The sequence below is a fragment of the Deltaproteobacteria bacterium genome (genome assembly GCA_020848905.1).
Classification (GTDB): Bacteria; Myxococcota_A; Polyangia.
In genome coordinates this window covers 207,200-227,675 of sequence record JADLHG010000056.1, presented here as the reverse complement: position 1 = coordinate 227,675, position 20,476 = coordinate 207,200, and the positions used below count along the sequence as shown (strand labels likewise).

The following is a 20,476-nucleotide window of genomic DNA, read 5'->3' as shown; positions in this document are numbered from 1 at the left end:
CCCTTAGTTGGCGGTCTCGACCGCCCGGAACTCGCGAATCACGGTCACGCGGATCTGTCCGGGGAAGACCAGCTCGTCGGAGATCTTGCCCGCGATGTCGCGCGCGAGCTCCTCCAGCTTCGCGTCCGAGACACGATCCTCGTCGACGAAGACGCGCAGCTCGCGCCCCGCCTGAACGGCGTGCACGCCGACGATCCCCGAGAAGCCGTTCGCGACGCGCTCCAGGTCCCCGATGCGATCGCCGTAGGCCTCGACCATCTCCCGTCGCGCTCCCGGGCGCCCGCCGCTCAGCGCGTCCGCCGCCGCGACGAGCGGCGCGTAGGCCGACCCGAGAGGTTCCTCGCCGTGATGGTAGCCGATGGCGTTCGCGACGGCCTCGAGCTCCCCGGAGCGCCGCGCGAGGTCGGCGCCGATGAGCGCGTGCGAGCCGTCGAGCTCGTGCGTCAAGGCCTTGCCGATGTCGTGCAGGAGCGCACCGCGCCGGGCGACGCGGATCTCGAGCCCGAGCTCGGCCGCCATGAGCCCCGCGAGGTGCGCCGCCTCGATGGAGTGGCGCCACTGGTTCTGCGTGTAGCTCGTGCGAAAGTTGAGCTTCCCGACGAGCTCCACGATCTCGTCCTTGGCCACCTCGAGGGAGAGCGAGCGAAAGGCCTTGCGGCCGAGGTCGCCGATCTCGCGCCCGAGGTCTCCCTCGATGGAGCGGACGAGCCGCTCGGGATCGCGCACCCGGTCCTCGCCCAGAAAGCGCGTGAGGGCTCGGCGGCAGAGTTCCCGGTTCACCCCGTCCGAGCTGTCGAGGCGGAGCGTGTCTCCCGCATCCGAGAGGAGGAGGTTCACGCCGGAGTGCTGCGCGAGGAGCGCGAGGTAGGCCGCTCCGTCCTCGGAGCGAAGCCTCTCGGCGGCCCCCTCCGGGAGCTGCATCGTGGTGCTCGTGCGCTCGCGCATCGAGTGCCCCGTGTAGCGCTGCATCGCGATCCCCATCACGCGCTTGGCCTGCCGGGCAAACTCGTCCGACCCCGTGGCCTCGAGGTTGCGCAGCCGGTCGGCACAGCGGGAGCGCGAGTCCTCGATCATCTGCTCGGCCATCTCGTCCTTGAGCTGCTCCGCGGACCGCCCCGCCCTGGCCTCGAGAACTCGTCGCTGCTCGCGCTTCTGGTCCTTGGCGTCCTGGCGCACCTGCCGGGCCTCCTCGGACGCGCGCTGAAGCTGCGCCTCGCGCTCGGCCAGCGTCGCCTCCCTCCCCCCGAGGGCGGCCTCAAGCTCCGCGTCTCGCTCCTCTTGCTTGGCGAGGCGGTGCTCGAGGTGCTGGATCTCCTCGGCCAAGAGTCGACGCTCCCGCTCCGCGAGCGCGCGGAGCTCCTCGACCTCGCCGCGCGCCGTGGCCTCGGCCTCCCGGCGGGTCAACCCCGTCGCCTCCCGCGCCTCGGCGAGGATCCGCTCGGCCCGTCCCCGCGCGGCAGCCAGGACCTCGCGATCCCCGCGGGCCGCGAGCGCCATCCCCACCGCGAGCCCTGCGGCCAAGCCTATCGCCACGACGAGGAAGGTGAGACCCATGTCGAGTGATGGTTGGAGAGGGGCGCGGGAAAGTCAAGGACGGAGCCGCGCCTTCGGGCTTCAGCACCGTCGGCACCTGCGGTAAGCTCGGCCGCTCTCGAGGGTGGAAGCGGCGATGAAGATCGGCATCCTGAAGGAACGGTTTCCCGGCGAGCTCCGCGTCGCATGCGTGCCGGAGACGGTGGGCAAGCTCAAGCTCGCAGGGCATGACCTCCTCGTCGAACGCGGCGCGGGCGACGCGGCCAGTTTCCCCGACGCCGCCTACGAGCACGCCGGGGCGCGCGTGCTCTCCACCGAGGAGCTCTACGCCGAGGCCGAGCTGCTCGTGAAGGTTCGCCGCCCCTCCCCCGAGGAGCTGCCCCGCTTCCGGCGCGACCAGCTCCTTGTGGCGTTTCTCCAACCCCTCGAGCAGCCGGCCGCAATGCAGGAGCTCGCGCGGCGTGGGGTCGTGGCCGTCAGCCTGGAGACCATCCCACGCATCAGCCGCGCCCAATCTATGGACGCCCTCTCTTCGCAGGCCAACCTGGCCGGCTACAAGGCCGTGCTCCTCGCGGCCAACGCGCTCGGCAAGTACTTCCCCCTTCTGATGACCGCGGCCGGAACCGCCCCCCCCGCCAAGGTGCTCATCCTCGGCGCCGGGGTGGCGGGGCTGCAGGCCATTGCCACCGCCCGCCGTCTGGGAGCTGTGGTCTCCGCGTACGACACGCGGGCCGTGGTGAAGGAGCAGGTCGAGAGCCTCGGCGCGACCTTCGTGGTCCTGAAGAGCGCAGCCGACGCCGCCGGCGAAGGGGGTTACGCGCGAGCGCTCACCGACGCGGAGCAGGCCGCGCAGCGCGCGGAGCTGCGGACCCACATCGGCGCCTCGGACGTGGTGATCACCACCGCCCTCGTACCGGGCCGGCGGGCCCCTGTCTTGCTCGACCCCGAGGCCGTCGCGGCCCTCAAGCCGGGCTCGGTCGTGGTGGACCTCGCCGGCGAGCAGGGCGGAAACTGCGCCCTCAGCCGGCCGGGCGAAACCTTCACCACCGATCGCGGCGTAAACGTGCTGTGCCCTCTGAACGTGCCCTCATCGATCCCCATCAGCGCCAGCGTCATGCTCTCCCGCAACATCGCAGCCCTGCTGCAACACCTGCTGCCGAAGGGACAGCTCGCCCTCGGCTTCGAGGACGAGATCACGGCCGGGGCGGTGATCACGCACGCGGGCCAGGTGGTGCACAAGGCGACCCTCGAGCGCCTCGGCGCCGCGGCGACGGCCTGACCCCATGAACGAGGCGCTCCTCTCCGCCGTCACGACCTTCGTCCTCGCGGTCTTCGTGGGCTTCGAGGTGATAAGCAAGGTGCCCGCCACGCTGCACACCCCGCTCATGTCGGGGGCCAACGCGATCCACGGCATCGTCCTCGTCGGGGCGATGGCCATCGCCTCCGAGGCGAAGGGCCCGGTGGGCTACGCGCTCGCCTTCGTGGCCGTGGTCTTCGCCGCCATGAACGTGGTCGGGGGCTACGTGGTCACCGACCGCATGCTCGAGAAGTTCAAGTCCCGCCCGGCCCCGAGCAAGACCAAGGGCCCCGGCGAGCCGCGCTGAGCGCCCCCATGGACCTGCAAGCCGTCATTCGCCTGATCTACCTCTTCGCCGCCGCGCTCTTCATCCTCGGCCTGCACAAGATGAACTCCCCGGCCACCGCGCGCGCGGGCAACCGGCTCTCGGCGTTCGGCATGCTCGTGGCCGTGCTGGCCACGGCCGTGATGCTCGGCCGGCAGCACGCCTCCACGACCGGCTGGATCATCGTCGGCGGGGGGACGCTCCTCGGCGGGGGAGTGGGCGCGCTGCTCGCGCTCCGCGTGCCGATGACCTCCATGCCCGAGATGGTGAGCCTCTTCAACGCCGTCGGCGGAGGCGCGGCGGCGCTCGTGGCCGTGGAGGAGTTTCGTCACCTCGCGGGGCTCGGGACGGTGATCCCCGCCGTCACGAGCGTGACCACCGTCCTCGGCGGCGTGATCGGAGCCATGACCTTCACCGGGTCGATCGTCGCCTTCGGCAAGCTCCAGGGTTTTCTCCCCGGACGGCCGCTCACCTTCCCCGGCTACCGTCTCCTGAACGGCGCGCTGGCGCTCGGCGTCCTCGGGGCGTTCGGCTACGAGCTCGCGGCGGGTCCCCACGTCCCGATCCTCTTCGGCGCCACGGGGCTGGCCTGCCTCCTCGGCGTGCTCACCGTGACCCCCATCGGCGGCGGCGACATGCCCGTCGTCATCTCGCTGCTCAACTCGTTCACCGGCACCGCGGCCGCGATGGCCGGCTTCGTGATCAATAACTCCGTCCTGATCATCGCCGGCGCCCTCGTCGGTGCCTCGGGGATGATCCTCACCCAGCTCATGTCCAAGGCCATGAACCGCTCGCTCGGCAACGTGCTCTTCGGCGCGTTCGGAACCGGCGACGGGGACGCGGGCGGTGCGACGGTCAAGAGCGCCGGCGGCGGCGCGGTGCGCGAGGTCTCCGCGGAGGACGTGGCCACCGCCATGGGGTACGCCCGCAAGGTGATCGTGGTCCCCGGCTACGGCATGGCGGTGGCCCAGGCCCAGCACGCGATCCGCGAGCTGGCCGAGCTCCTCGAACAGCGCGGCGTGCAGGTGCGGTACGCGATCCATCCCGTGGCCGGACGGATGCCCGGGCACATGAACGTCCTGCTGGCCGAGGCCAACGTCCCCTACCCGCAGCTCGTCGAGATGGAGGAGATCAACCCCGAGTTCAAGACCACCGACGTCGCGCTGGTCGTGGGTGCCAACGACATCATCAACCCCGCGGCGCGCAACGACCCGTCGAGCCCCATCTACGGCATGCCCATCCTCGACGTGGACCAGGCCGCACACATCGTGATCAACAAGCGCTCGATGCGCTCGGGCTTCGCCGGCATCGACAACGAGCTCTTCACCAACCCGAAGACCGGCATGCTCTTCGGCGACTCGAAGGACGCGCTGACCAAGGTGATCGAGGCCGTGAAGGCCCTCTGACGCTACGGAAAGAGCTTCCCCGGGTTCAGCAGCCCTTCGGGGTCGAAGACCCGCTTCACCGACCGCTGCAGCTCGAGGAGCTCGGGGGGCTGCTCGAGGGGCATGAAGCGCCGCTTCGCCAGCCCGATGCCGTGCTCGCCGGAGAGGGTTCCCCCGAGCTCTAGAGCGTTCTTGAATATCGATTCTAGAACGGGCTCCAGCGTTCCGCGCCGGGCCTCGTCGTCGGCCAAGAGGTTCACGTGCAGGTTGCCGTCGCCCGCGTGTCCGAAGGTCGCGATGGTCAGGTCGTGCTCCACCGCCAGCGCGTCCAGGCGGCGCAGGATCTCGGGGATCGCCGCCCGCGGCACCACGATGTCCTCCGAGACCTTCACCTTGTGTCGCTCCTTCAGCGATGGGCTGGCCATGCGGCGCATCTCCCAGAGCTGCCGGCGCCGGACCTCGTCGGTGGCCACCAGGATCTCCTGGGCGCCGAGCCGCTCGCACCCCGCCGCCGCGGCGTCGAGCTGCGCGTCGAGCCCCGTCGCGTCCCCATCCAGCTCCACGAGCAGGAAGGCCGACCTCCCCGCGGGGACGGCGAAGCGCCCCATCAGCCGCAGGTGCTCCACCACGTGCTGATCCATCAGCTCGAGCGTGCGGGGCCGAAAGCCCAGCCGGATCAGCTCGGAGACCGCCGCCCCCGCGCGCACCACGTCTGCGAAGCGCGCCAGGAAAGTGGCCACCGCCTGGGGCTTGGGCAAGAGCTTCAGCGTGATCTCCGAGACCACCGCCAGAGTCCCCTCGCTCCCGACGACCAGCGCCACGAGGTCGAACCCGGTCACCCCCTTCACCGTCCGGCGGCCCGCGAAGAGGCGCTGTCCGCCCATGCGCACGAGCTCGAGGCCGAGCACGTACTCGCGCGTCACACCGTACTTGAAGGCTCGCGGCCCCCCCGCGTTCTCCGCGACGTTGCCGCCGAGCGAGCAGCTCGCGAGACTCGCCGGGTCGGGCGGATAGAAGAGCCCCTGCGCCTCGACCTGAGCCTGGAGCTCGCCGGTGATCACCCCCGGCTCCACCACGGCGAGCAGGTTCTCGGGGTCGAGCTCCTTCACCCGGTTCAGCCGCTCGAGCGAGAGCAGAATCCCCCCCTCCACGGCGAGCGCGCCCCCCGTCATCCCCGTCCCGAGGCCGCGCGGCGTCACGGAAATGCGGTCGAGCGCGGCCAGGCGAAGCACCTCGATCACCTCGCCCGTGCTTTCGGGAAGCGCCACCACGTCGGGGGGGAAGGCCCCGAGCCCTGACTCGTCGGTCGCGTACCGCTCGATCGCCTCCGGCGCGTAGAGCGCGCGGCGCGGACCCAGGAGCTGCTCGAGCTTGCTCTTCACGTCGGGCATCGGAGGTCCTTTGCACGGTGCACGCTGACCCTAACACCGTCACCCCCTGGCAGCGAGGGCGCGGCGCAGCGGCCGCCCGGGGCGCCTTGACGCTCCGGAGAGCACGGAGTAAGGAGGCTGGCCAGCCTCCTAACAGTGAGCCATGCCCCCGAGCCCGACGCCCAAACGAGCCCCGTCCCCGACGAAGAAGAAGGCTTCCGCCTCCGGCGCGGCTTCGCGCGCGGCGCGGACCGGCCCTGCTGCCCCGTCGAAGAAACCCGCCCCGGTCGTGACCCCCGAGCGCCTCTCGTTCCTCTTCGCCACGCTCGACCGCCTCTACCCCCAGGCCGCGACCGCCCTGACCCACGAGAACCCCCTGCAGCTCCTCGTGGCCACGATCCTCTCCGCCCAGTGCACCGACGAGCGCGTGAATCAGGTGACGCCCCGGCTCTTCGCCACCTATCCGGACGCTCGTGCCCTGGCCGAGGCCGAGCCCGAGGCCCTCGAGGGGATCATTCACTCCACGGGGTTCTTTCGCGCCAAGGCCAAGTCGATTCGCGGCGCGTGCCGCCTCCTCTGCGACCGGCACGAAGGCAAGGTCCCCCACGAGATGAGCGCCCTGCTCGAGCTGCCCGGCGTCGCGCGCAAGACCGCCAACGTCGTCCTCGGCTCCGCCTTCGGCATCTCCTCGGGGGTGGTCGTGGACACCCACGTCGCGCGCCTCTCCGGCCGACTGGGTCTCAGCCACCACACGGACCCCGCCAAGATCGAGGCAGACCTGATGGCGCTCGTGCCCAGGGAGCGCTGGATCGGCTTCGCCCACCAGCTCATCCTGCACGGACGCGCGGTCTGCGCCGCCCGCAAGCCCGCCTGCTCGCGCTGCGCACTCGCGCCGCACTGCCCGAGCGCCGAGGTCGGGTCGTGACGCGCGTGGAGCCGGACCCCGAGCGCCGCGAACGGAGGGAGCGCCCCCTCGTCGGAGTGGGCGCCGTGATCCTCTCCGACGACCTAGGCCAGGTCCTGCTCGTCGAGCGCGGCCGCCCTCCCGCCGTCGGGAGCTGGAGTGTTCCCGGCGGGCTCGTGGAGCGTGGCGAGAGCCTGCGGCGCGCTTGCGAGCGCGAGGTCGCCGAGGAAACGGGGCTCGCGGTCGAGCTCGGCGAGGTAGTGAAGGTCCTCGAACGCGTGCTCCGCGACGCGCGCGGAGAGGTCGAGTACCACTACATCATCGTGGACTTCCTGGGCCGCGTACGCAGCGGGGAGCTCGCCCCCGCCTCGGACGTGCGCGACGCACGCTGGGTGCCGTGCACGGACCTGGGAGGACTTCCCACCACGCAGGGGCTGAAATCCGTCGTCGCGCGCAGTCAGGAGGTCGCGCGCGGCGAGCCTCCCCGGACGCCACTCTTCGACGAGCTGCTCGGCCCGTGATCCGAAGGGCTCGTCAGCGCATCAGGCAGGCTGCACGTCGATCACGACGCCCCGTTCGTCGCCGACGGTCCGTACCCGGCCGTTGACCGCGGAGAGGACGTCGGTCTCGAAGGAGCCGGGGGAGGCCAGCACCAATCGGTCGGCCGGCCGAACGAGGTCGCCCTCCTGCACCGCCGGAAGGCGCGGCGCTCCGGTGGGTCCACGCAGCGGGAGCACGAGGCGAAGCGGACGGAGCTCCTCGGTCGGCAAGGGGCCGTGTGGGCGGTAGGTCGCGAGCCCCAGCCGCTCCACGAGCCGCACGGTCGCGTGCCGCCGTCCCGCCCGGTCCGGGTGCGCCGCGAGGGGCGCCGCGTCGACGAGCCGGACCCCCCGGGCGCGTAGGGCGCGGGCCACCTCCGCGGTCAGCTCGGCCGGCCGCACGCGCGCCGGGCAGGCCACGCTGCACAGCCCGCACTCGGTGCATTCCAGCGCCGCGGGAGTCCGCGCGTCCCGGGAAGCCGCCCCCGGCAGGCCGGTCTGGCTCAGCTCCGCCATCACGAGGTGCGGCTCCAGCCGCCCCCCACCGAGGTGCACCGGACAGACCTCCGTGCAGATGCGGCACCTGACGCAGGCCGAGGCGCCCTGGCGCACCAGGTCGGCGAGCGGAGTGCTCCGCTCCACGACCAGAGGGTGCCGGTGCGGCAGGACCACCACAAGGCGAGTATCCAGCTCCACGGAAGCGGCGCCGCTGCTCGGACGCCCGCCGAGCACACCGTTCACGAAAGGTATCCACCCCGCGTCCCGGCTCCCGCCGCAGGCGCGCACCAGGTCGGCGACCAGGGTGCCGAGCGGGACCCGCAAGACCTTGGGCTGCTCCACGGCCCCCACCACGGTGACCGACCGCCAGGCCGCGCACCGACTGGAGAGTGCCCGGCTCACGCGGTCGAGCGTCGGAACGTCCACCACCGCCGCGTCGGCGAGCCCGGCCTCGGCCGGCGTCTGGCCCTGCGACGCCGCCAGGTCGAGCAGCACCGACGCCGCGTCCATCGGATACGCGGCAGGGAGCGACCGAACCTCCAGGCCTCGCTCCTCGGCCGCCCGCCTCAGGGTCCGCGGTGCGCCGGGGAAGTCCTCTCGCAGGGCCAGGATCCCTCGGGCCGCGCCCAGGGCGGGCACGAGCGCGGTCAGCGCCTCGACGAGCTCCGGCCCCGCCGCGGCGACGAGCGCCTCGTCGGTGGCCGCGAGAGGCTCCCCCTCGCCCAGCACCCCCACGACCACCGAAGGGGGCGCACCGTCGGTGCAGAGACGGTACCCGGCGCCATCGCAGACGGCCGCCGCCTCGAGGCGGGCGCGAATCTCGTCGGGGCTGGCTGGGGCCTGCCACATGGGCGCGCAGCATAGGGCCCGCGAATGGGCAAAGCAATCGCCCTCGCAGTCGAGGAAGATCGCGGCGGCTTGACCGCGTGCCCGGGTCGGCCCGAGCATGCGTCGGTGCCCACGATCGAAGACCAGATCCGGCAGGCGGCCCACGCGCTCGGCTTCGTCCGGGTCGGCTTCTCGTCCGCCGAGCCGCTCCGGGAACACGAACGCCTCTTTCACGCCTGGCTCGACGCGGGCCACGCGGCGGGCATGGACTACCTAGAGCGCAGCCGCGAGCTCCGCGCCGACCCGCGGGTGCTCCTCCCCGAGGCCCGCACGGTGATCGTCGTGGCCGCGAGCTACGCCCGCCCCGATGAGCCCGGCGTGCCGCCCGGGCACGGCAAGATCGCGCGCTTCGCCTGGGGCGCCGACTACCACCCGCTCTTCAAGTCGCGGCTCGAACGACTGGCGGAGGCCGTCGCCGCCATCGCGGGCCACCCCATCTGCTGGCGCTCCGCGGTGGACACGCTCCCGGTTCTAGAACGCGCGTTCGCGGAGGCCGCGGGGCTCGGCTTCCTCGGCAAGAACACCCTCCTCATCAGCCCGGGGATCGGCTCGTACACCCTGCTCGGCCTGCTCCTCGTCGACCTGAAGCTCCAGCCCGATCAGCCGCTCGCCGGGCGCTGCGGCTCCTGCACCCTCTGTCTCGAGGCCTGCCCCACCGGAGCGCTCGTCGCCCCAAACGTGTTGGACGGAGGTCGGTGCCTCTCCTACCTGACGATCGAGACGACGGGGCCGGTCCCCGACGAGCTCGCCTCCCGCTTCGACGGTTGGGTCTTCGGCTGCGACGTCTGCCAGGAGGTGTGCCCCTACAACCGCCCCACTCCGGAGCTCAAGGCCCAACGCCCCGACCCGGAACTCGCGCCGCAGACCCCGCTCGCCTCGGTTTCGCTCGACGCCCTCCGCGGGCTTCGCCGCGGCGAGTACCGCCGGCTGATCAAGGGCCGCACGCTTCGCCGCACCGCGATCGCCACCTTCCGGCGCAACGCCGAGATCGTGGCGACCCACGCGCGAAGGCCCCTCCCCCGCTCCGAGCACGACGAGCGAGCGTAGCGTTTCGGATCCGACGCGCGCCGCGTGCGGCTCCGCGCCGGGCGCAAGAATTTGCCGCGCCACGGATCCAGCCGCGCGATCCGGTCGCGATCTAAACGCCGGGAATTTGATCCACTTCTGCGACCACCCTATACTCGAACGGGTCAGCACATCGGATCCAACCCGCGCGGCGAATCGGATCGCACGCGCCCAACGCAGACGAGGAACGTCCTGACCAGATCGGCGCCATTGCCCCGCGGGGGGCACACGGGATCCACTCGCCCGGGCCGCGTCTCCGTCGCGGTCGTCGACGCGGTGCAGCGGCCGCTGCCCTTCGGGCCCGCGCTGCGCGTCCAGCAGGCCAGCGAGCTTCGCGGACGACTTCAACCGCACGTCCCGGGGGCACTCCATCTCACGTTGACCCACAACAGCGCCGTGATGATCTCGGTGCGCCGCGACGCCACCCACCGGCAGTACTGGGTGCGCGCCCACCAGCTCTTCCTGGCCGCACCGGGTCCGGTGATCCGCGCCCTCGGGCGCTACATCGCCTACGCGGACCCCGACGCCTCGGCCGAGCTGAACGAGTACATCGATCAGAACGACCACCAGATCGCCTCGCGCTCGGGGCGAGGCGATCGCTCCGGGGCCCTTCGCACCCGGGGTCGGGTTTACGACCTGGTCGTGCTCTTTGACTCCCTCAATGCCCGGTACTTCGACGGCGCGGTGACCGCACGCATCGGCTGGGGCCGGCACCCGGCCCGCGGCCGCGAGCGCCGGAGCGTGATGCTCGGCGGCTACTATCTGGACGAGCACCTCATCCGCATCCACCCCGGCCTCGACCAGGAGTGGCTTCCCCCCTTCTACCTGGAGTGGGTGGTCTTCCACGAGATGCTACACTCCCTGCACCCGATCCCCGTCGTGAACGGCCGTCGGCAGTACCACACACCGGCCTTCGAGGCCGACGAGCGCCGCTTCGCCCGGTACGAGGAAGCGCAGCTCTGGGAGCGGCAGCACCTCGCAGCCCTTCTCCAGATCTAAAGGGAAGGACCCACCGTGACCGTACAGCCCGCGCAACTAGTCTTCGAGGAGCGCGCCAAGAAGCTCGTGGCCGCCCGGTACTCGCTCGTTTTCGTCGAAACCTTCGAAGAGGAGCGCCTCGAGCGCGTCCTGGCGAGTCTCGCGGGGCGGGCCTTCTCGCAGCCCGTCCCTCTGCACGTCTGGTCGCTCACCGAGGGGCTCGTCTCCGAAGGACAGGCGCTCCCCGGGACCCAGGACCCGGTCGCCGCCCTCGACGCCGTGATCGCCTTCGCCCGGCCGGCCCTCTTCCTCTTCCGCGACCTGCACCGCTGCTACGGCGAGCCCCGCGTGGCGCGCCGCCTCCGCGAGGCGTGCCGCGCCCTCCGCAACAGCTACAAGACGATCTTCGTGAGCGGGCCCTCCCTCGAGGCCCCGCTCGAGGTCCAGAAGGAGCTCTCGCTCCTCGACCTCCCCCTGCCGAACATCGCCGAGATGGACCGCATCTTCGCTGACGCCTGCGCCTCGCTGAAGAACGTCACGCTCGAGCTCGGCGACGAGCGCGACGCCCTCCTGCGCGGAGCCCTCGGGCTCACCGAGGACGAAGCCCGCCAGGCCTTCATCAAGCTGATGGTCGGCAAGAAGACGGTCACTCCCGCGATCATCGAGAAGCTCTACGAGGAGAAGCGCGACATCGTCCGCCGCGAGGGCATTCTGGACTACGTGCCGCCCCGCGTTCGTCTCGAGGAGATCGGGGGCCTCGCGGTCCTCAAGGACTGGCTGCGGCAGCGGCAGCGCTTCTTCTCGCGCGAGGCGGAGGACTTCGGCCTCTCCCCGCCGAAGGGCCTGCTCATCACGGGCATCAGCGGTTGCGGCAAGTCCATGGCCGTGCAAGCGGTGAGCACCTACTGGCACATGCCCCTCATGCGGCTGGACATGAACCGGGTCTACGCCGGCGTCGCCGGCAGCCCCGAACGCACGCTCGAACGCGCCCTCCGCACCGCGGAGTCGATCGCCCCCTGCGTCCTCTGGATCGACGAGATCGAAACCGCGATCGTGGGCGCCAAGGGCGAGGGAGCCGGCCCCGCCACGCGCATCTTCTCGTCCTTTCTCACCTGGATGCAGGAGAAGGAGCAGATCGTCTTCGTGGCCGCGACGGCCAACGAGATCGACAAGCTCCCCCCCGAGCTCCTGCGCAAGGGGCGCTTCGACGAGATCTTCTTCGTGGACCTGCCCAGCGAGGCCGAACGGATGGACATCTTCTCCGTGCACCTGAAGCGCCGAAACCAGGACCTGGCCGGCTTCGACCTGGTAAGCCTCTCGAAATCCACCCCCGGCTTCAACGGGGCCGAGATCGAGCAGGTCGTCCTCTCCGCCCTCTACGGCGCGTTCGACCAGAACCGCGGTCTGACCATGAAGGACCTCTACCGCAGCCTCGGACGCATGGTCCCACTCTCCACGACCATGTCGGAGCGCATCAAGGAGATCAAACGCTGGGCAGACACGCGCGCCGTCAAGGCCAGCGCGCAGGCCACGACGTAGCGGTCGTTCGCCCGGGCTGCGCCGCGGCACTGCCTCAGAGCTCCATCCCGCGAAGCTGGTCGAAGAAGGTCGATTTCGGCACGCCGAGCTCCGTGGCCGCAGCCGAGCGGTTGCCTCCATGCTTAGTGAGCACGCGCAGGTAGATCTCCCGACGCACCTCGTGAAAGGGCCGACCCTCGAAGCGCACGAAGCCCTGGTCGGCGCTGCGCTCCGCCTCGCCGAGAAAATCGAAATCCTCCACGCCGAGCCGCGGCCCGCCGATGATCGCCGCGCGCTGCAGAGCGTTGCGTAGCGCCCGCACGTTTCCCGGCCAGCTCTGCGACGCCAGGAAGGGCATCACCCCGTCGTCCAGCGTCACCCGCTGCCCACCGTCGCCGAGCTCGCGCAGGAAGTGCTCGACGAGGTGTGGGATGTCCTCGCGACGCTCGCGGAGAGCCGGGATCTGGAGCACGCCCACGGCGAGCCGATGAAAGAGGTCCAGGCGGAACCGTCCCTGACGCGCGTCGAGGAGGAGGTCGCGGTGCGTCGCCGCCACGAGCCGCACCGTGACCGGTCGCCGCTCCTCTCCGCCCACCGGATGGAGCACACCGTCCTCGAGCACGCGCAGGAGCTTCGGCTGCAGCTCCTGCGGCAGCTCGCCGATCTCGTCGAGGAAGAGCGTTCCGCCGTCGGCGCGTTCGAAGGCGCCGCTGTGGGCACGCGCTGCGCCGGTGAAGGCCCCCCGGGCGTGCCCGAAGAACTCGCTCTCCGCCAGGTCTCTTGGAATGGCCCCACAGTTGATCGCCTCGAAGGGGCCGAGGTGCGCCGGGCTCGCCTCGTGGATCGCCCGCGCCACGAGCTCCTTTCCCGTCCCGGTCTCCCCGAGGATGAGGACCGGGCTTCGACTGCTCGCCAGGCGCTGGATCTGCCGGAAGAGCCGCTCCATCGCCGGGTGCTCGCCCACGAGTCCCCACCGCCGGCCACGCCCGCCTGGGGCGAGCAGCTCGAGGGCCGTCTCGCCGACCACCACCCGTCCCCGCGCCGCGAGTTGACCGCGCTCCACGCGCACACCGTCCACCCAGGTGCCGTTCAGGCTCTTGAGGTCTTCGACCCACACCACGCCCCCCCGTCGAGAAAGCCGGCAGTGGTGCTTCGACACGTAACGATCGGTGAGGACCAGGTCGTTCTCCGGCGCGCTTCCCACCCGCATTGGCCGCTCGGCGAGAGCGACGACGCGCGAGGTGCCGAGGATTCGAAGCCGGGCGCTCGGCGCGCCTTCGGCCGCACGGTGGCCCGCGCAGCCCTCGAGGGTTGGTTCCATGTAGCGAGCTCCCTTCGCTGTGAGGCACGAAAGCAGATCGCTTATCGAAGGAGGAACGTGCGAGTTGCGGGACCGCCGCGTGAGGCTACCGCAGACCCGCTCCGGGGTAGCGCATGCGCGGCATCGCGCCGCCGCCGCCCGTGCCGCCGCCGCGCCCGCCAGGCCCGAGGGGCGAGAACTGCCGATCGAGCCGCTTGAGAATGCCGAAGAGCCGCATGCCGTAGTAGCCGTCGGAGCGTTTCCCCGCCTGCAGGCTGTTCTCGAGGATCTCGAATTTGGTGTCCTTGCGCTTCAGCTCCGGGTTGACCTTGATGCGCAGGTACGCGGAGACCGTCGAGTAGGCGAGCGGCTCGCGGAGGCTCACGTTCCCCTCGAGCGCGAGCTCCAGGTCGGGGGACTGAGACGCGAAGCCGTCGAGGGTTAGCTCTCCCTTCTCGATCTTGAGCTGCCCGCCGAGCTTTCCCAGGTTCACGCGCGGCAGCGTCACCCCCATGGCCAGCATGGGGTCCCCGGGGACCTTCAGCTTGGCCTTCCCGTCCCCGATGGAGAGCCCCTCGCCTTCGAGCTCGATGCTCCCCGAGGCGTTCGCCAGGCGGTGCAGCGGTACCTGGAGGTCCACCTTCGCCGAGAGCTTCCCCTGAACGGGGAGCCCGATGGCCGCCGAGACGCTCGGGAGGGCGCCCAGGTCCAGCTCCTTCGCCTCGGCCTCGAGCGTCCAGCCGCGCTTCTTCTCCATGGTGTAACGCCCGCTCAGCTTGCCCCCCATCCCCAGCACGGAAAACGAGATGTCGGTCCCCCCCGAGAGCAGCGCCAGGAGCCCCGCGCTGACGGTGACCTCCTCGAGCACGATGCGCACCGGCTTCGGCTTCGCGGGCGGCTCCGGGGCTGGCTGCCCCTCGGTGGCCGTGCCGAGCATCGGCGGCGGGGGGGGCGGCGCGGGCGGCGTCAAGCGCACCGAGACCTCTCGCGCCGTCACGCCGAAGAGCGGGCTCGGCCCGAGGTCACCGATGCGCACCTCCACGTCGCCCGAAACCGCCGCGTAGTCCTCGATCAACCCTTTGACCGCGTCGTAAGGGAACGTGACGTAGACGAACGTCAGAAAGCTCGCCGCCGCGAAGAGCGGGTACCCCACCCAAATGGCGACCTTCGAGAGCACGTTCCTCATGAGGGCTCCCGTTTGCGGTCGCTCCCGGCTTCCTTCCCCTTGCCCGCAGGCGCGCGGTCGTAGGTCGAGACCGTCAGCTCCACGTCCAGGTCCTGGTTCTGCCCGTACCGGGTGTTCACGCTGAGCCGCGTGACTTGCACGATGTGCGCCGGCTCCTCCTCGAGCTTCTTCAGAAGCGCCGCGAGCTGCGCGATGTTCACCTTGCGAAGCTTCACCTCGAGAGCCCGCTGCACGTACTGGTCACCCGGCAAGGGCGACATCTCGCCCGACTCGTCGATCTTCACCCCGACGGAGGAGGCCGCCTTCTCGACGTAGCTGTTGAGCTCGAGCGGCGTGCGCGACATCCGCACCTCGAGCGCCGCGAGCCGCCGCCGGTGCTGCAGGTACGCCCCGCGATACTGGGCCACGTCCTTGAGCGCCTTGCGGAGATCCGCGTTCCGCTCCTCGAGTTCGTCGAGGCTCGAGCCGATCCAATAGCCGACCCCCACGACGACCCCGAGCGCGACCGTGAGCCCGAGTCCGAGCACCATCAACCGCTCGCGGGCGGAGAGCCGCTCGAAAGAGGCCTTGAGCTCGTCCAAACGTCCACCGAACGCCATCGCCATCACCTCTAGAAGCAGCTCGTAGTGATCGTCAGGGAAAACTGCTTCTTCTCCCCGCCGACCTCGGAGATGGTCCCCGTCGCCACGTCGCTGAAGCACTTCACGTCCTTCAGCGCCTTGACCACCTCGCCGATCGCGCTCCGCGAATCGGCCGTTCCCGTCAGGTACGCCTTGCCCGGCTTGATATCCAGCCGCGTCACGTCGAGCTTCACCGCCTTGGCCGAGGGCACGTTGTTCGAGATCAGCTCGAACACGTCCATCGCGCTCTTCGACGGGATCGCGCCCCCGCTCGCCTTCGCTCCGCTTCGCAGCGCGCGAGAGACCTTCTTCGGGTTCGTCATCACCTCGCCGAAGACCTCGCGCGTCGCCCGCCGCAACCGGAGCTGGAGCGCCGCCTCCTCCTTGCGCAAGGCGTACAGCGAGGCGTACGAACCGAGCGCCGCAAAGAGCAGCACCGTCACGCCGGCCGCCACGAACTGCCACAGCTTGTCGCGAAAGATCGAGCTCGTCTTCTTGAAGGCGAACTCGCCCTGCCGGAAGTCGAGCTCGCCGCGCCGCCCGAAGCCGAGGGCCAGGCTGACTGCCAGCGTCCCGACCGCCTCTCCCTCGGCGGTGAGTCCGGTCTCGGGGAGCTCCGGGTCGCTCGCGGCCGAGAGCCGCTCCACCGGCAGCCCCGTCTCCGCGGCGAGGTAGCCGTCGAGCCCCCTCAGGAGCGAGGTCCCCCCGCAGACGAACAGCGCCTCCGGCCGGCACTTGAGCTGCGCCCCGTAGACCCACAGGCTCTGCTTGATCTCCCGCACCAGCGGGGCGAGCGCCCGCCCCAGCATCTCGGCCACCGGACGTTCGTGGGCCGGCAGCTCGTCGGGCTGCGACGACACGACGCCGTGCGCCTCCTTGATCCGCTCGGCCTCGTCGTAGCCGACCTGGAGCCCCTGACGCAGCGCCTCGGTGAGCTGGTGCCCCGCCCTCGAGATCGTCCGCCCGGCAAGCGCGCGTCCGTCGTGGACGACGCACAGGTTCGTCCGAAGGTGCCCGAGGTCCAGCACCACCACCGTGCCAATGGGGCGTACGCGGCGCACGAGGTGCGCGTAGGCCAGCGGGCTCACCAGGAGGTTTCGCGGCTCGATGCGCAGCGCGGCCAGCCGCTCGAGCACCTCCCTCAGGTCCTGGCTGCGCGTGGCCACGACCAGCGCCTTGCCGGCCGGCTCGCCGAGGATCTGGTGGTCGTAGGTCACCTCCTCGAGCTCCCAGGGGATGTCGTCCGCCAGCTCGTTGCCGATCAGCGCCTGCAGCTTCTTTGCGTCGGTCGCGGGCACGTTCAAGAGTCGCAGGAGCACGCGCTCCCCGGGGATGCCGAAGGCCACGCCGTCGCCCTCGCCCGGCGCCGGGAGCTTTCCGAGCGCCTCCAGGCTGCGCCCCGTGACGTCTCCCACGTCGGGCACCACGTCGACGGTGCCGAGGTGCGCTAGCGTGGCGGTCCGGAAGCCCACCTCGAGCTCGGCCACCTTCACCGCGTGTGCGCCCAGGTCGATCCCGAGCACTCGCTGGGCCATGGTCTACTCCTCCCGCCAGTACAGGTAGCCGCCCGGCCCCATGTTGTGGCGGCCGGCCTGCATGGAGATATGCTTGGTGTCCCACACCGCCGAGATCTTCTTCTTCACCCGCCCCACCTCCGCGCTCCCCTCGATGCGCCAGATGCGCCGCGGGCCGCCGGCGGCGATCGCCTCGCCGATCTCCGGCTTGAGCTTCACGCCGAGCACCTGGGGGAGCCCCGACGGCTTCGTCCGATTGCCCCCCGTCAGGCTGTCCAGGGCGCTCGCCATGCTGAGCTGCCCCATCGGGTTCTCGACGGCCTGAATGAAGGTCTTCGCGTCCCGGAAGCCCCCCATCAGATCCCGGATCTGCGTCAGGTAGCGCACCAGCAGGGCCAGGTTCTGATACTGCAGCGCCGGATCGTTCGGGCTCGCGGCGAACTGGATGATCGCCGCGGTGAGCAGCTTCGGACCGGCGAGCGCCACGTTGATGCGGCACTCCCCGTAGACGGTGAGCTCCTCGCCGAAGGCCGCCATGAAGTCGTCGTCAACTCCTTTGACCAGCCGCAGCTCCTCCAGCGAGTCGAAGTACTGGTTCTTGATCTCGTACGGGTCCTTGCCGGCGTTGTAGCGGTAGTCCTCCGCCGCCGTGCTCCCGAAGAGCACCATGTCCTGGTCCGCCCAGTCGATGATGGCCCGTAGGAGCTCCATGCGGTCGGCGTACTGGCCCTTCTCGTCGGGCTCCTCGAAGAGCCGGTTGTAGCGCGCGGGCATCATCATCGCCGCGAGGCTCGCCGCCACGCGCACCACCGCCGGTGCGCCGGTGTTCGCCCCCCCGCCGCAGTTGACGTTCAGCTTGCCGTCCAGGCTCTCCATCTCCAGGTCGAAGCTCCCGAGCTCCACCCCGAGCCCCTTGATCCCCGCGGTCTCGATCCCCAGCATCCCGCCGAGCATCTCGGCCCCTTCCTTGTTGTTGAAGGCCTGCATCAGGAGCGGGGCGTAGTCCGCCACTTGAAGGTCCATCCCGCCCAGGTGCTCGCGCATCGGATCGATGAAGCGCGACTGCACGCGCAGGAGGAGCTGCGACAGATTGATCGACGAGCGCGCCAGGTAGTGCGCCCGGAGCTCGTCCCGGGCGTTGATCGCGGAGGTGTAGTCGACCTTGGCGTTGTAAGCGAAGTCCGCCGTGCTGGCCGTCATCACCGCGAGGACCACCACGATGGCCATCAGGGCCACCCCCTCCTCGCGCCGCACGCGCGCGCCGAAGGGACGCCAGGCGAGCCACCGGCGTATGCGAACGAACGTTCTCATTGCGCCACCGAGAACCACAGCGCGTCGCGCATGAAGATGCGCGTGGCGGTGGCCAGCTTCAGGGGCTTGTCGTGCTCGTCCTTCACCGTGAGGTTGATGCGTACCTTGGTGGGTAGCCGGTCGGGCTGTCCGTCAGCCGACCGCGTGTTCCAGGTCTCCTTCCACTCGTTGTTCACCTCGTCGAAGAACTCGTAGGCCACGGCCACGACGTCCTCGAGCATCACCTGCGCCGCTCCCTGCTCCCCCGGTCGCTCCCCGCCGAGGCGTCGGCTCTCCCGTCGCCAGAGGTGGGTCCGGCTGCGGTCCTCCCGGTCGGGGGCGGCGAAGTAGCGCACCACACTCTGGTCGCACTCCTTGGCGTTCTCCTGCAGCCGGACGTGCGAGAAGCTCGAGAAGGTCAGTTCGTCGACGGGGCTCTTCTTCTCGCTGGTGAAGAAGGTCCGAGGCCACACCGTCCCCGGCATGTCGTTCTTCGACAGGTAGGACTGCGAAATCTCGCGCGTCATGCGTTGCAGGGCCAGCCGGATCTGCTGGTAGCGATCCGCGATCGCCTCCGCCTTGCGCTTGCTCTTCGAGGTCATCGAGAAGGAGCCCCAGAGGAGCGCCATCGTGGAGGCCAGGATCGCCACGGCCAGCATCACCTCGATCAGGGTGAAGCCCTCTTCCCGCGGACGTGCCCGGCGCTCGGGTCTCATCGCGTCATCCCCGGGATGGCCTGCAGCGCACGCGGGGTGATGGGACCGGCGGGCGCCCCGCCTCCGGGTCGCCCCGTCCCCGGCTGGCCCGTCCCCGGCTGACCGGTCCCCGGCTGACCCGTCCCCGGCTGACCGGTCGCCCCCGGCAGCAGCGGCAGCCCGCCCCCCGCCGCGTCCACCTTGCGCGGGTCGGTGAAGTAGCCCACGACCGAAATAGAACGCTCGCTCTTCCCCTCCTTCCAGAACACCTTCAGCTCCCCCCGCCGGATGCTCTGCTCGAGGATGCTGCGGAAGAGCTCGAGCTGCGTCCCCATCAGCTTCGCCCCCATCCCGGCGATCCCCCCGCCCCCCGGCGTCGGTGCGGCGGCCCCCGTTCCGGCGCCCTGCCCCGCCATCCCCTTCACGGCGCTCGCTACCGACTCCGCGTTCATCCCCGCGGGCAGCTGCACCTTGGTCATCGTCAGCTCCCAGCGGAAGCCCTCGTGCCCCTGCTCCTTGAAGGTCCCCTGCTCCTTCTTCTCGAAGTCGGAGAATCCCTCGTCGAAGAGCTTGTCCTCCATCTCGACCATCTTCAGACGCCCGAGCATCGTGGCGAGCGTCAGCATCCGTCCTCGCGCCGTGGCACGCATGCTGGCCTGGTGCGACTGCGCGATGACCGTGAGCGAGAGCGCGAGGATGGCCAGCGACACCATCACCTCGAGGAGCGTGAAGCCCCCCGTTCGCACGCCCCGCCCGCGAGCGCTCATCGCGCCACCTCATCGCAGGCCTGAGCGCGGGTCTCGCGCTTGCGGTCGTCGGGGACCTCGAACTCCTTCGGCAGGTCGTACCGGCAGGGGTAGACCTTCACCTGGCCGGTCAAGGGCGCCATCACGACGGAGTAGTACTCCTCCGACCGATTCTTGATGTGCACCACCGTGGCCTCGGCGAAGCCCTGCGGGAAGAAATACACGTAGGCCGTCCCCTTGCGTTGCGGCTCGGTGAGCCGCGGGGTCACCACGGCGTCCACCGTGATCCCTCGCGAGAGCTTGGCGCGCTTCGCGTCGGGGCCTTTCAGCGGCGCGAACCGGGCCTTGGGGCGAGCCACCGGCTGCAGGTCCGCCTCGTACTCCGCCTTCAGCGCGGCCGTGTCGATCCCCATCGTTCCCTCCCCGTCCCCTTCCTCGGCGCCGCCCTTGCCGAGCCCCATCGGCAGCCCCGGCATCCGGCTCTTCTTCTCCTCTTTCGGCTTGCCCTCGACCCCGGTCGTCGCGTGCTGTTCGACCCCCTTGCGCAGCGCCACGCGGTCGCTCGAGCTCTCCAGCCAGTACTCGCCCTTCTCCAGGTCGAGGGCCACCCGCACCGTCTCGCCCGTCATCGTGGTGCGGTCGAAGGCCACGCGCAGCGCCGCCGCCGTCCGGCTCGCCGCCGAGCGAAGGTCCGAGCGCGTCACGTTACGAAAGGTCATGGTCGCGGCGCCGAGCAGGAGCCCCACCACCGCCACCACCACCATCATCTCGATGAGGGTGAAGCCCGCGGATCGCTCTTGCGTGACGCCCGTGACCATCGGCCTG

19 protein-coding genes are annotated in these 20,476 nt (G+C 70.6%); 8 read left to right on the top strand and 11 right to left on the bottom strand.

Going from position 1 to position 20,476, the window contains the following annotated elements:
• Nucleotides 1–3 precede the first annotated feature (3 nt).
• On the bottom strand, nt 4–1,554 hold the full coding sequence (locus tag IT371_24375; protein MCC6750816.1) for a DUF3552 domain-containing protein: 1,551 nt from the start codon (nt 1,552–1,554) through the stop codon (nt 4–6).
• A 115-nt stretch (nt 1,555–1,669) separates the two neighbouring features.
• Between IT371_24375 and IT371_24370 the strand changes: the two genes are divergently transcribed.
• The 3 genes from IT371_24370 to IT371_24360 are packed head-to-tail and all read left to right on the top strand — an operon-like array spanning nt 1,670 to nt 4,561.
• Nucleotides 1,670–2,812, top strand: coding sequence for a Re/Si-specific NAD(P)(+) transhydrogenase subunit alpha (locus IT371_24370; protein MCC6750815.1), 1,143 nt, complete (start codon nt 1,670–1,672; stop codon nt 2,810–2,812).
• Nucleotides 2,813–2,816: 4 nt separating this feature from the next.
• A complete protein-coding gene (locus tag IT371_24365; GenBank protein ID MCC6750814.1) occupies nt 2,817–3,137 on the top strand; it encodes an NAD(P) transhydrogenase subunit alpha in 321 nt (106 codons plus the stop codon).
• An 8-nt stretch (nt 3,138–3,145) separates the two neighbouring features.
• Nucleotides 3,146–4,561, top strand: coding sequence for an NAD(P)(+) transhydrogenase (Re/Si-specific) subunit beta (locus IT371_24360; protein ID MCC6750813.1), 1,416 nt, complete (start codon nt 3,146–3,148; stop codon nt 4,559–4,561).
• Nucleotides 4,562–4,563: 2 nt separating this feature from the next.
• Here IT371_24360 and IT371_24355 read toward each other — a convergent pair whose 3' ends face one another.
• A complete protein-coding gene (locus IT371_24355) occupies nt 4,564–5,931 on the bottom strand; it encodes an FAD-binding protein (protein MCC6750812.1) in 1,368 nt (455 codons plus the stop codon).
• Between the two features lie 142 nt (nt 5,932–6,073).
• On the opposite strand from IT371_24355, the gene nth reads away from it, so the two are divergent.
• Together nth and IT371_24345 are read left to right on the top strand one after the other, a co-directional pair.
• Nucleotides 6,074–6,835, top strand: a complete 762-nt coding sequence (nth, locus tag IT371_24350) for an endonuclease III (GenBank protein MCC6750811.1) — start codon at nt 6,074–6,076, stop codon at nt 6,833–6,835.
• Entirely contained in the window at nt 6,832–7,335 is a 504-nt protein-coding gene (locus tag IT371_24345) for an NUDIX hydrolase (GenBank protein ID MCC6750810.1), read from the top strand. Before nth ends, IT371_24345 begins: the two co-directional genes overlap by 4 nt.
• 21 nt (nt 7,336–7,356) lie before the next feature.
• On the opposite strand, the gene IT371_24340 is transcribed toward IT371_24345, so the two are convergent.
• Nucleotides 7,357–8,700, bottom strand: coding sequence for a 4Fe-4S dicluster domain-containing protein (locus IT371_24340; protein ID MCC6750809.1), 1,344 nt, complete (start codon nt 8,698–8,700; stop codon nt 7,357–7,359).
• Nucleotides 8,701–8,805: 105 nt separating this feature from the next.
• On the opposite strand from IT371_24340, the gene queG reads away from it, so the two are divergent.
• From queG to IT371_24325, 3 genes are all read left to right on the top strand, one after another.
• Entirely contained in the window at nt 8,806–9,786 is a 981-nt protein-coding gene (gene queG / locus IT371_24335; protein MCC6750808.1) for a tRNA epoxyqueuosine(34) reductase QueG, read from the top strand.
• A 294-nt stretch (nt 9,787–10,080) separates the two neighbouring features.
• Nucleotides 10,081–10,803: a hypothetical protein gene (locus tag IT371_24330; protein MCC6750807.1), complete on the top strand. Its 723-nt coding sequence runs from the start codon at nt 10,081–10,083 to the stop codon at nt 10,801–10,803.
• A gap of 15 nt (nt 10,804–10,818) precedes the next feature.
• Nucleotides 10,819–12,321, top strand: coding sequence for an AAA family ATPase (locus tag IT371_24325; protein MCC6750806.1), 1,503 nt, complete (start codon nt 10,819–10,821; stop codon nt 12,319–12,321).
• A gap of 34 nt (nt 12,322–12,355) precedes the next feature.
• Here IT371_24325 and IT371_24320 read toward each other — a convergent pair whose 3' ends face one another.
• The 8 genes from IT371_24320 to IT371_24285 all read right to left on the bottom strand — a co-directional run bounded on the left by IT371_24320 (nt 12,356) and on the right by IT371_24285 (nt 20,469).
• Entirely contained in the window at nt 12,356–13,621 is a 1,266-nt protein-coding gene (locus IT371_24320; protein MCC6750805.1) for a sigma 54-interacting transcriptional regulator, read from the bottom strand.
• Between the two features lie 85 nt (nt 13,622–13,706).
• The gene (gene gspN / locus IT371_24315) at nt 13,707–14,786 is read right to left on the bottom strand and encodes a type II secretion system protein GspN (protein MCC6750804.1); all 1,080 of its coding nucleotides are present in this window, start codon (nt 14,784–14,786) and stop codon (nt 13,707–13,709) included.
• Nucleotides 14,783–15,385: a type II secretion system protein M gene (locus IT371_24310; protein MCC6750803.1), complete on the bottom strand. Its 603-nt coding sequence runs from the start codon at nt 15,383–15,385 to the stop codon at nt 14,783–14,785. The genes gspN and IT371_24310 overlap by 4 nt, the downstream gene beginning before the upstream one ends.
• An 11-nt stretch (nt 15,386–15,396) precedes the next feature.
• Nucleotides 15,397–16,941 carry a pilus assembly protein PilM gene (gene pilM / locus IT371_24305; protein MCC6750802.1) on the bottom strand — a complete coding sequence of 515 codons (1,545 nt, stop codon included), beginning with the start codon at nt 16,939–16,941 and terminating at the stop codon, nt 15,397–15,399.
• A gap of 3 nt (nt 16,942–16,944) precedes the next feature.
• On the bottom strand, nt 16,945–18,231 hold the full coding sequence (locus IT371_24300) for a general secretion pathway protein GspK (GenBank protein MCC6750801.1): 1,287 nt from the start codon (nt 18,229–18,231) through the stop codon (nt 16,945–16,947).
• Nucleotides 18,228–18,926 (bottom strand): prepilin-type N-terminal cleavage/methylation domain-containing protein, encoded by a 699-nt coding sequence (locus IT371_24295; GenBank protein ID MCC6750800.1) that lies wholly within the window; start codon nt 18,924–18,926, stop codon nt 18,228–18,230. Before IT371_24295 ends, IT371_24300 begins: the two co-directional genes overlap by 4 nt.
• The gene (locus IT371_24290; protein ID MCC6750799.1) at nt 18,923–19,672 is read right to left on the bottom strand and encodes a prepilin-type N-terminal cleavage/methylation domain-containing protein; all 750 of its coding nucleotides are present in this window, start codon (nt 19,670–19,672) and stop codon (nt 18,923–18,925) included. The genes IT371_24295 and IT371_24290 overlap by 4 nt, the downstream gene beginning before the upstream one ends.
• Nucleotides 19,669–20,469, bottom strand: a complete 801-nt coding sequence (locus tag IT371_24285) for a prepilin-type N-terminal cleavage/methylation domain-containing protein (GenBank protein MCC6750798.1) — start codon at nt 20,467–20,469, stop codon at nt 19,669–19,671. Before IT371_24285 ends, IT371_24290 begins: the two co-directional genes overlap by 4 nt.
• Between the last annotated feature and the right edge of the window lie 7 nt (nt 20,470–20,476).

Bases quoted from the DNA above. Each gene is read 5' to 3' on its own strand.
- IT371_24375 (MCC6750816.1), bottom strand. From the start codon at position 1,554: ATGGGTCTCACCTTCCTCGTCGTGGCGATAGGCTTGGCCGCAGGGCTC.
- IT371_24370 (MCC6750815.1), top strand. From the start codon at position 1,670: ATGAAGATCGGCATCCTGAAGGAACGGTTTCCCGGCGAGCTCCGCGTC.
- IT371_24365 (MCC6750814.1), top strand. From the start codon at position 2,817: ATGAACGAGGCGCTCCTCTCCGCCGTCACGACCTTCGTCCTCGCGGTC.
- IT371_24360 (MCC6750813.1), top strand. From the start codon at position 3,146: ATGGACCTGCAAGCCGTCATTCGCCTGATCTACCTCTTCGCCGCCGCG.
- IT371_24355 (MCC6750812.1), bottom strand. From the start codon at position 5,931: ATGCCCGACGTGAAGAGCAAGCTCGAGCAGCTCCTGGGTCCGCGCCGC.
- nth (MCC6750811.1), top strand. From the start codon at position 6,074: ATGCCCCCGAGCCCGACGCCCAAACGAGCCCCGTCCCCGACGAAGAAG.
- IT371_24340 (MCC6750809.1), bottom strand. From the start codon at position 8,700: ATGTGGCAGGCCCCAGCCAGCCCCGACGAGATTCGCGCCCGCCTCGAG.
- IT371_24320 (MCC6750805.1), bottom strand. From the start codon at position 13,621: ATGGAACCAACCCTCGAGGGCTGCGCGGGCCACCGTGCGGCCGAAGGC.
- gspN (MCC6750804.1), bottom strand. From the start codon at position 14,786: ATGAGGAACGTGCTCTCGAAGGTCGCCATTTGGGTGGGGTACCCGCTC.
- IT371_24310 (MCC6750803.1), bottom strand. From the start codon at position 15,385: ATGGCGTTCGGTGGACGTTTGGACGAGCTCAAGGCCTCTTTCGAGCGG.
- pilM (MCC6750802.1), bottom strand. From the start codon at position 16,941: ATGGCCCAGCGAGTGCTCGGGATCGACCTGGGCGCACACGCGGTGAAG.
- IT371_24300 (MCC6750801.1), bottom strand. From the start codon at position 18,231: ATGAGAACGTTCGTTCGCATACGCCGGTGGCTCGCCTGGCGTCCCTTC.
- IT371_24295 (MCC6750800.1), bottom strand. From the start codon at position 18,926: ATGAGACCCGAGCGCCGGGCACGTCCGCGGGAAGAGGGCTTCACCCTG.
- IT371_24290 (MCC6750799.1), bottom strand. From the start codon at position 19,672: ATGAGCGCTCGCGGGCGGGGCGTGCGAACGGGGGGCTTCACGCTCCTC.
- IT371_24285 (MCC6750798.1), bottom strand. From the start codon at position 20,469: ATGGTCACGGGCGTCACGCAAGAGCGATCCGCGGGCTTCACCCTCATC.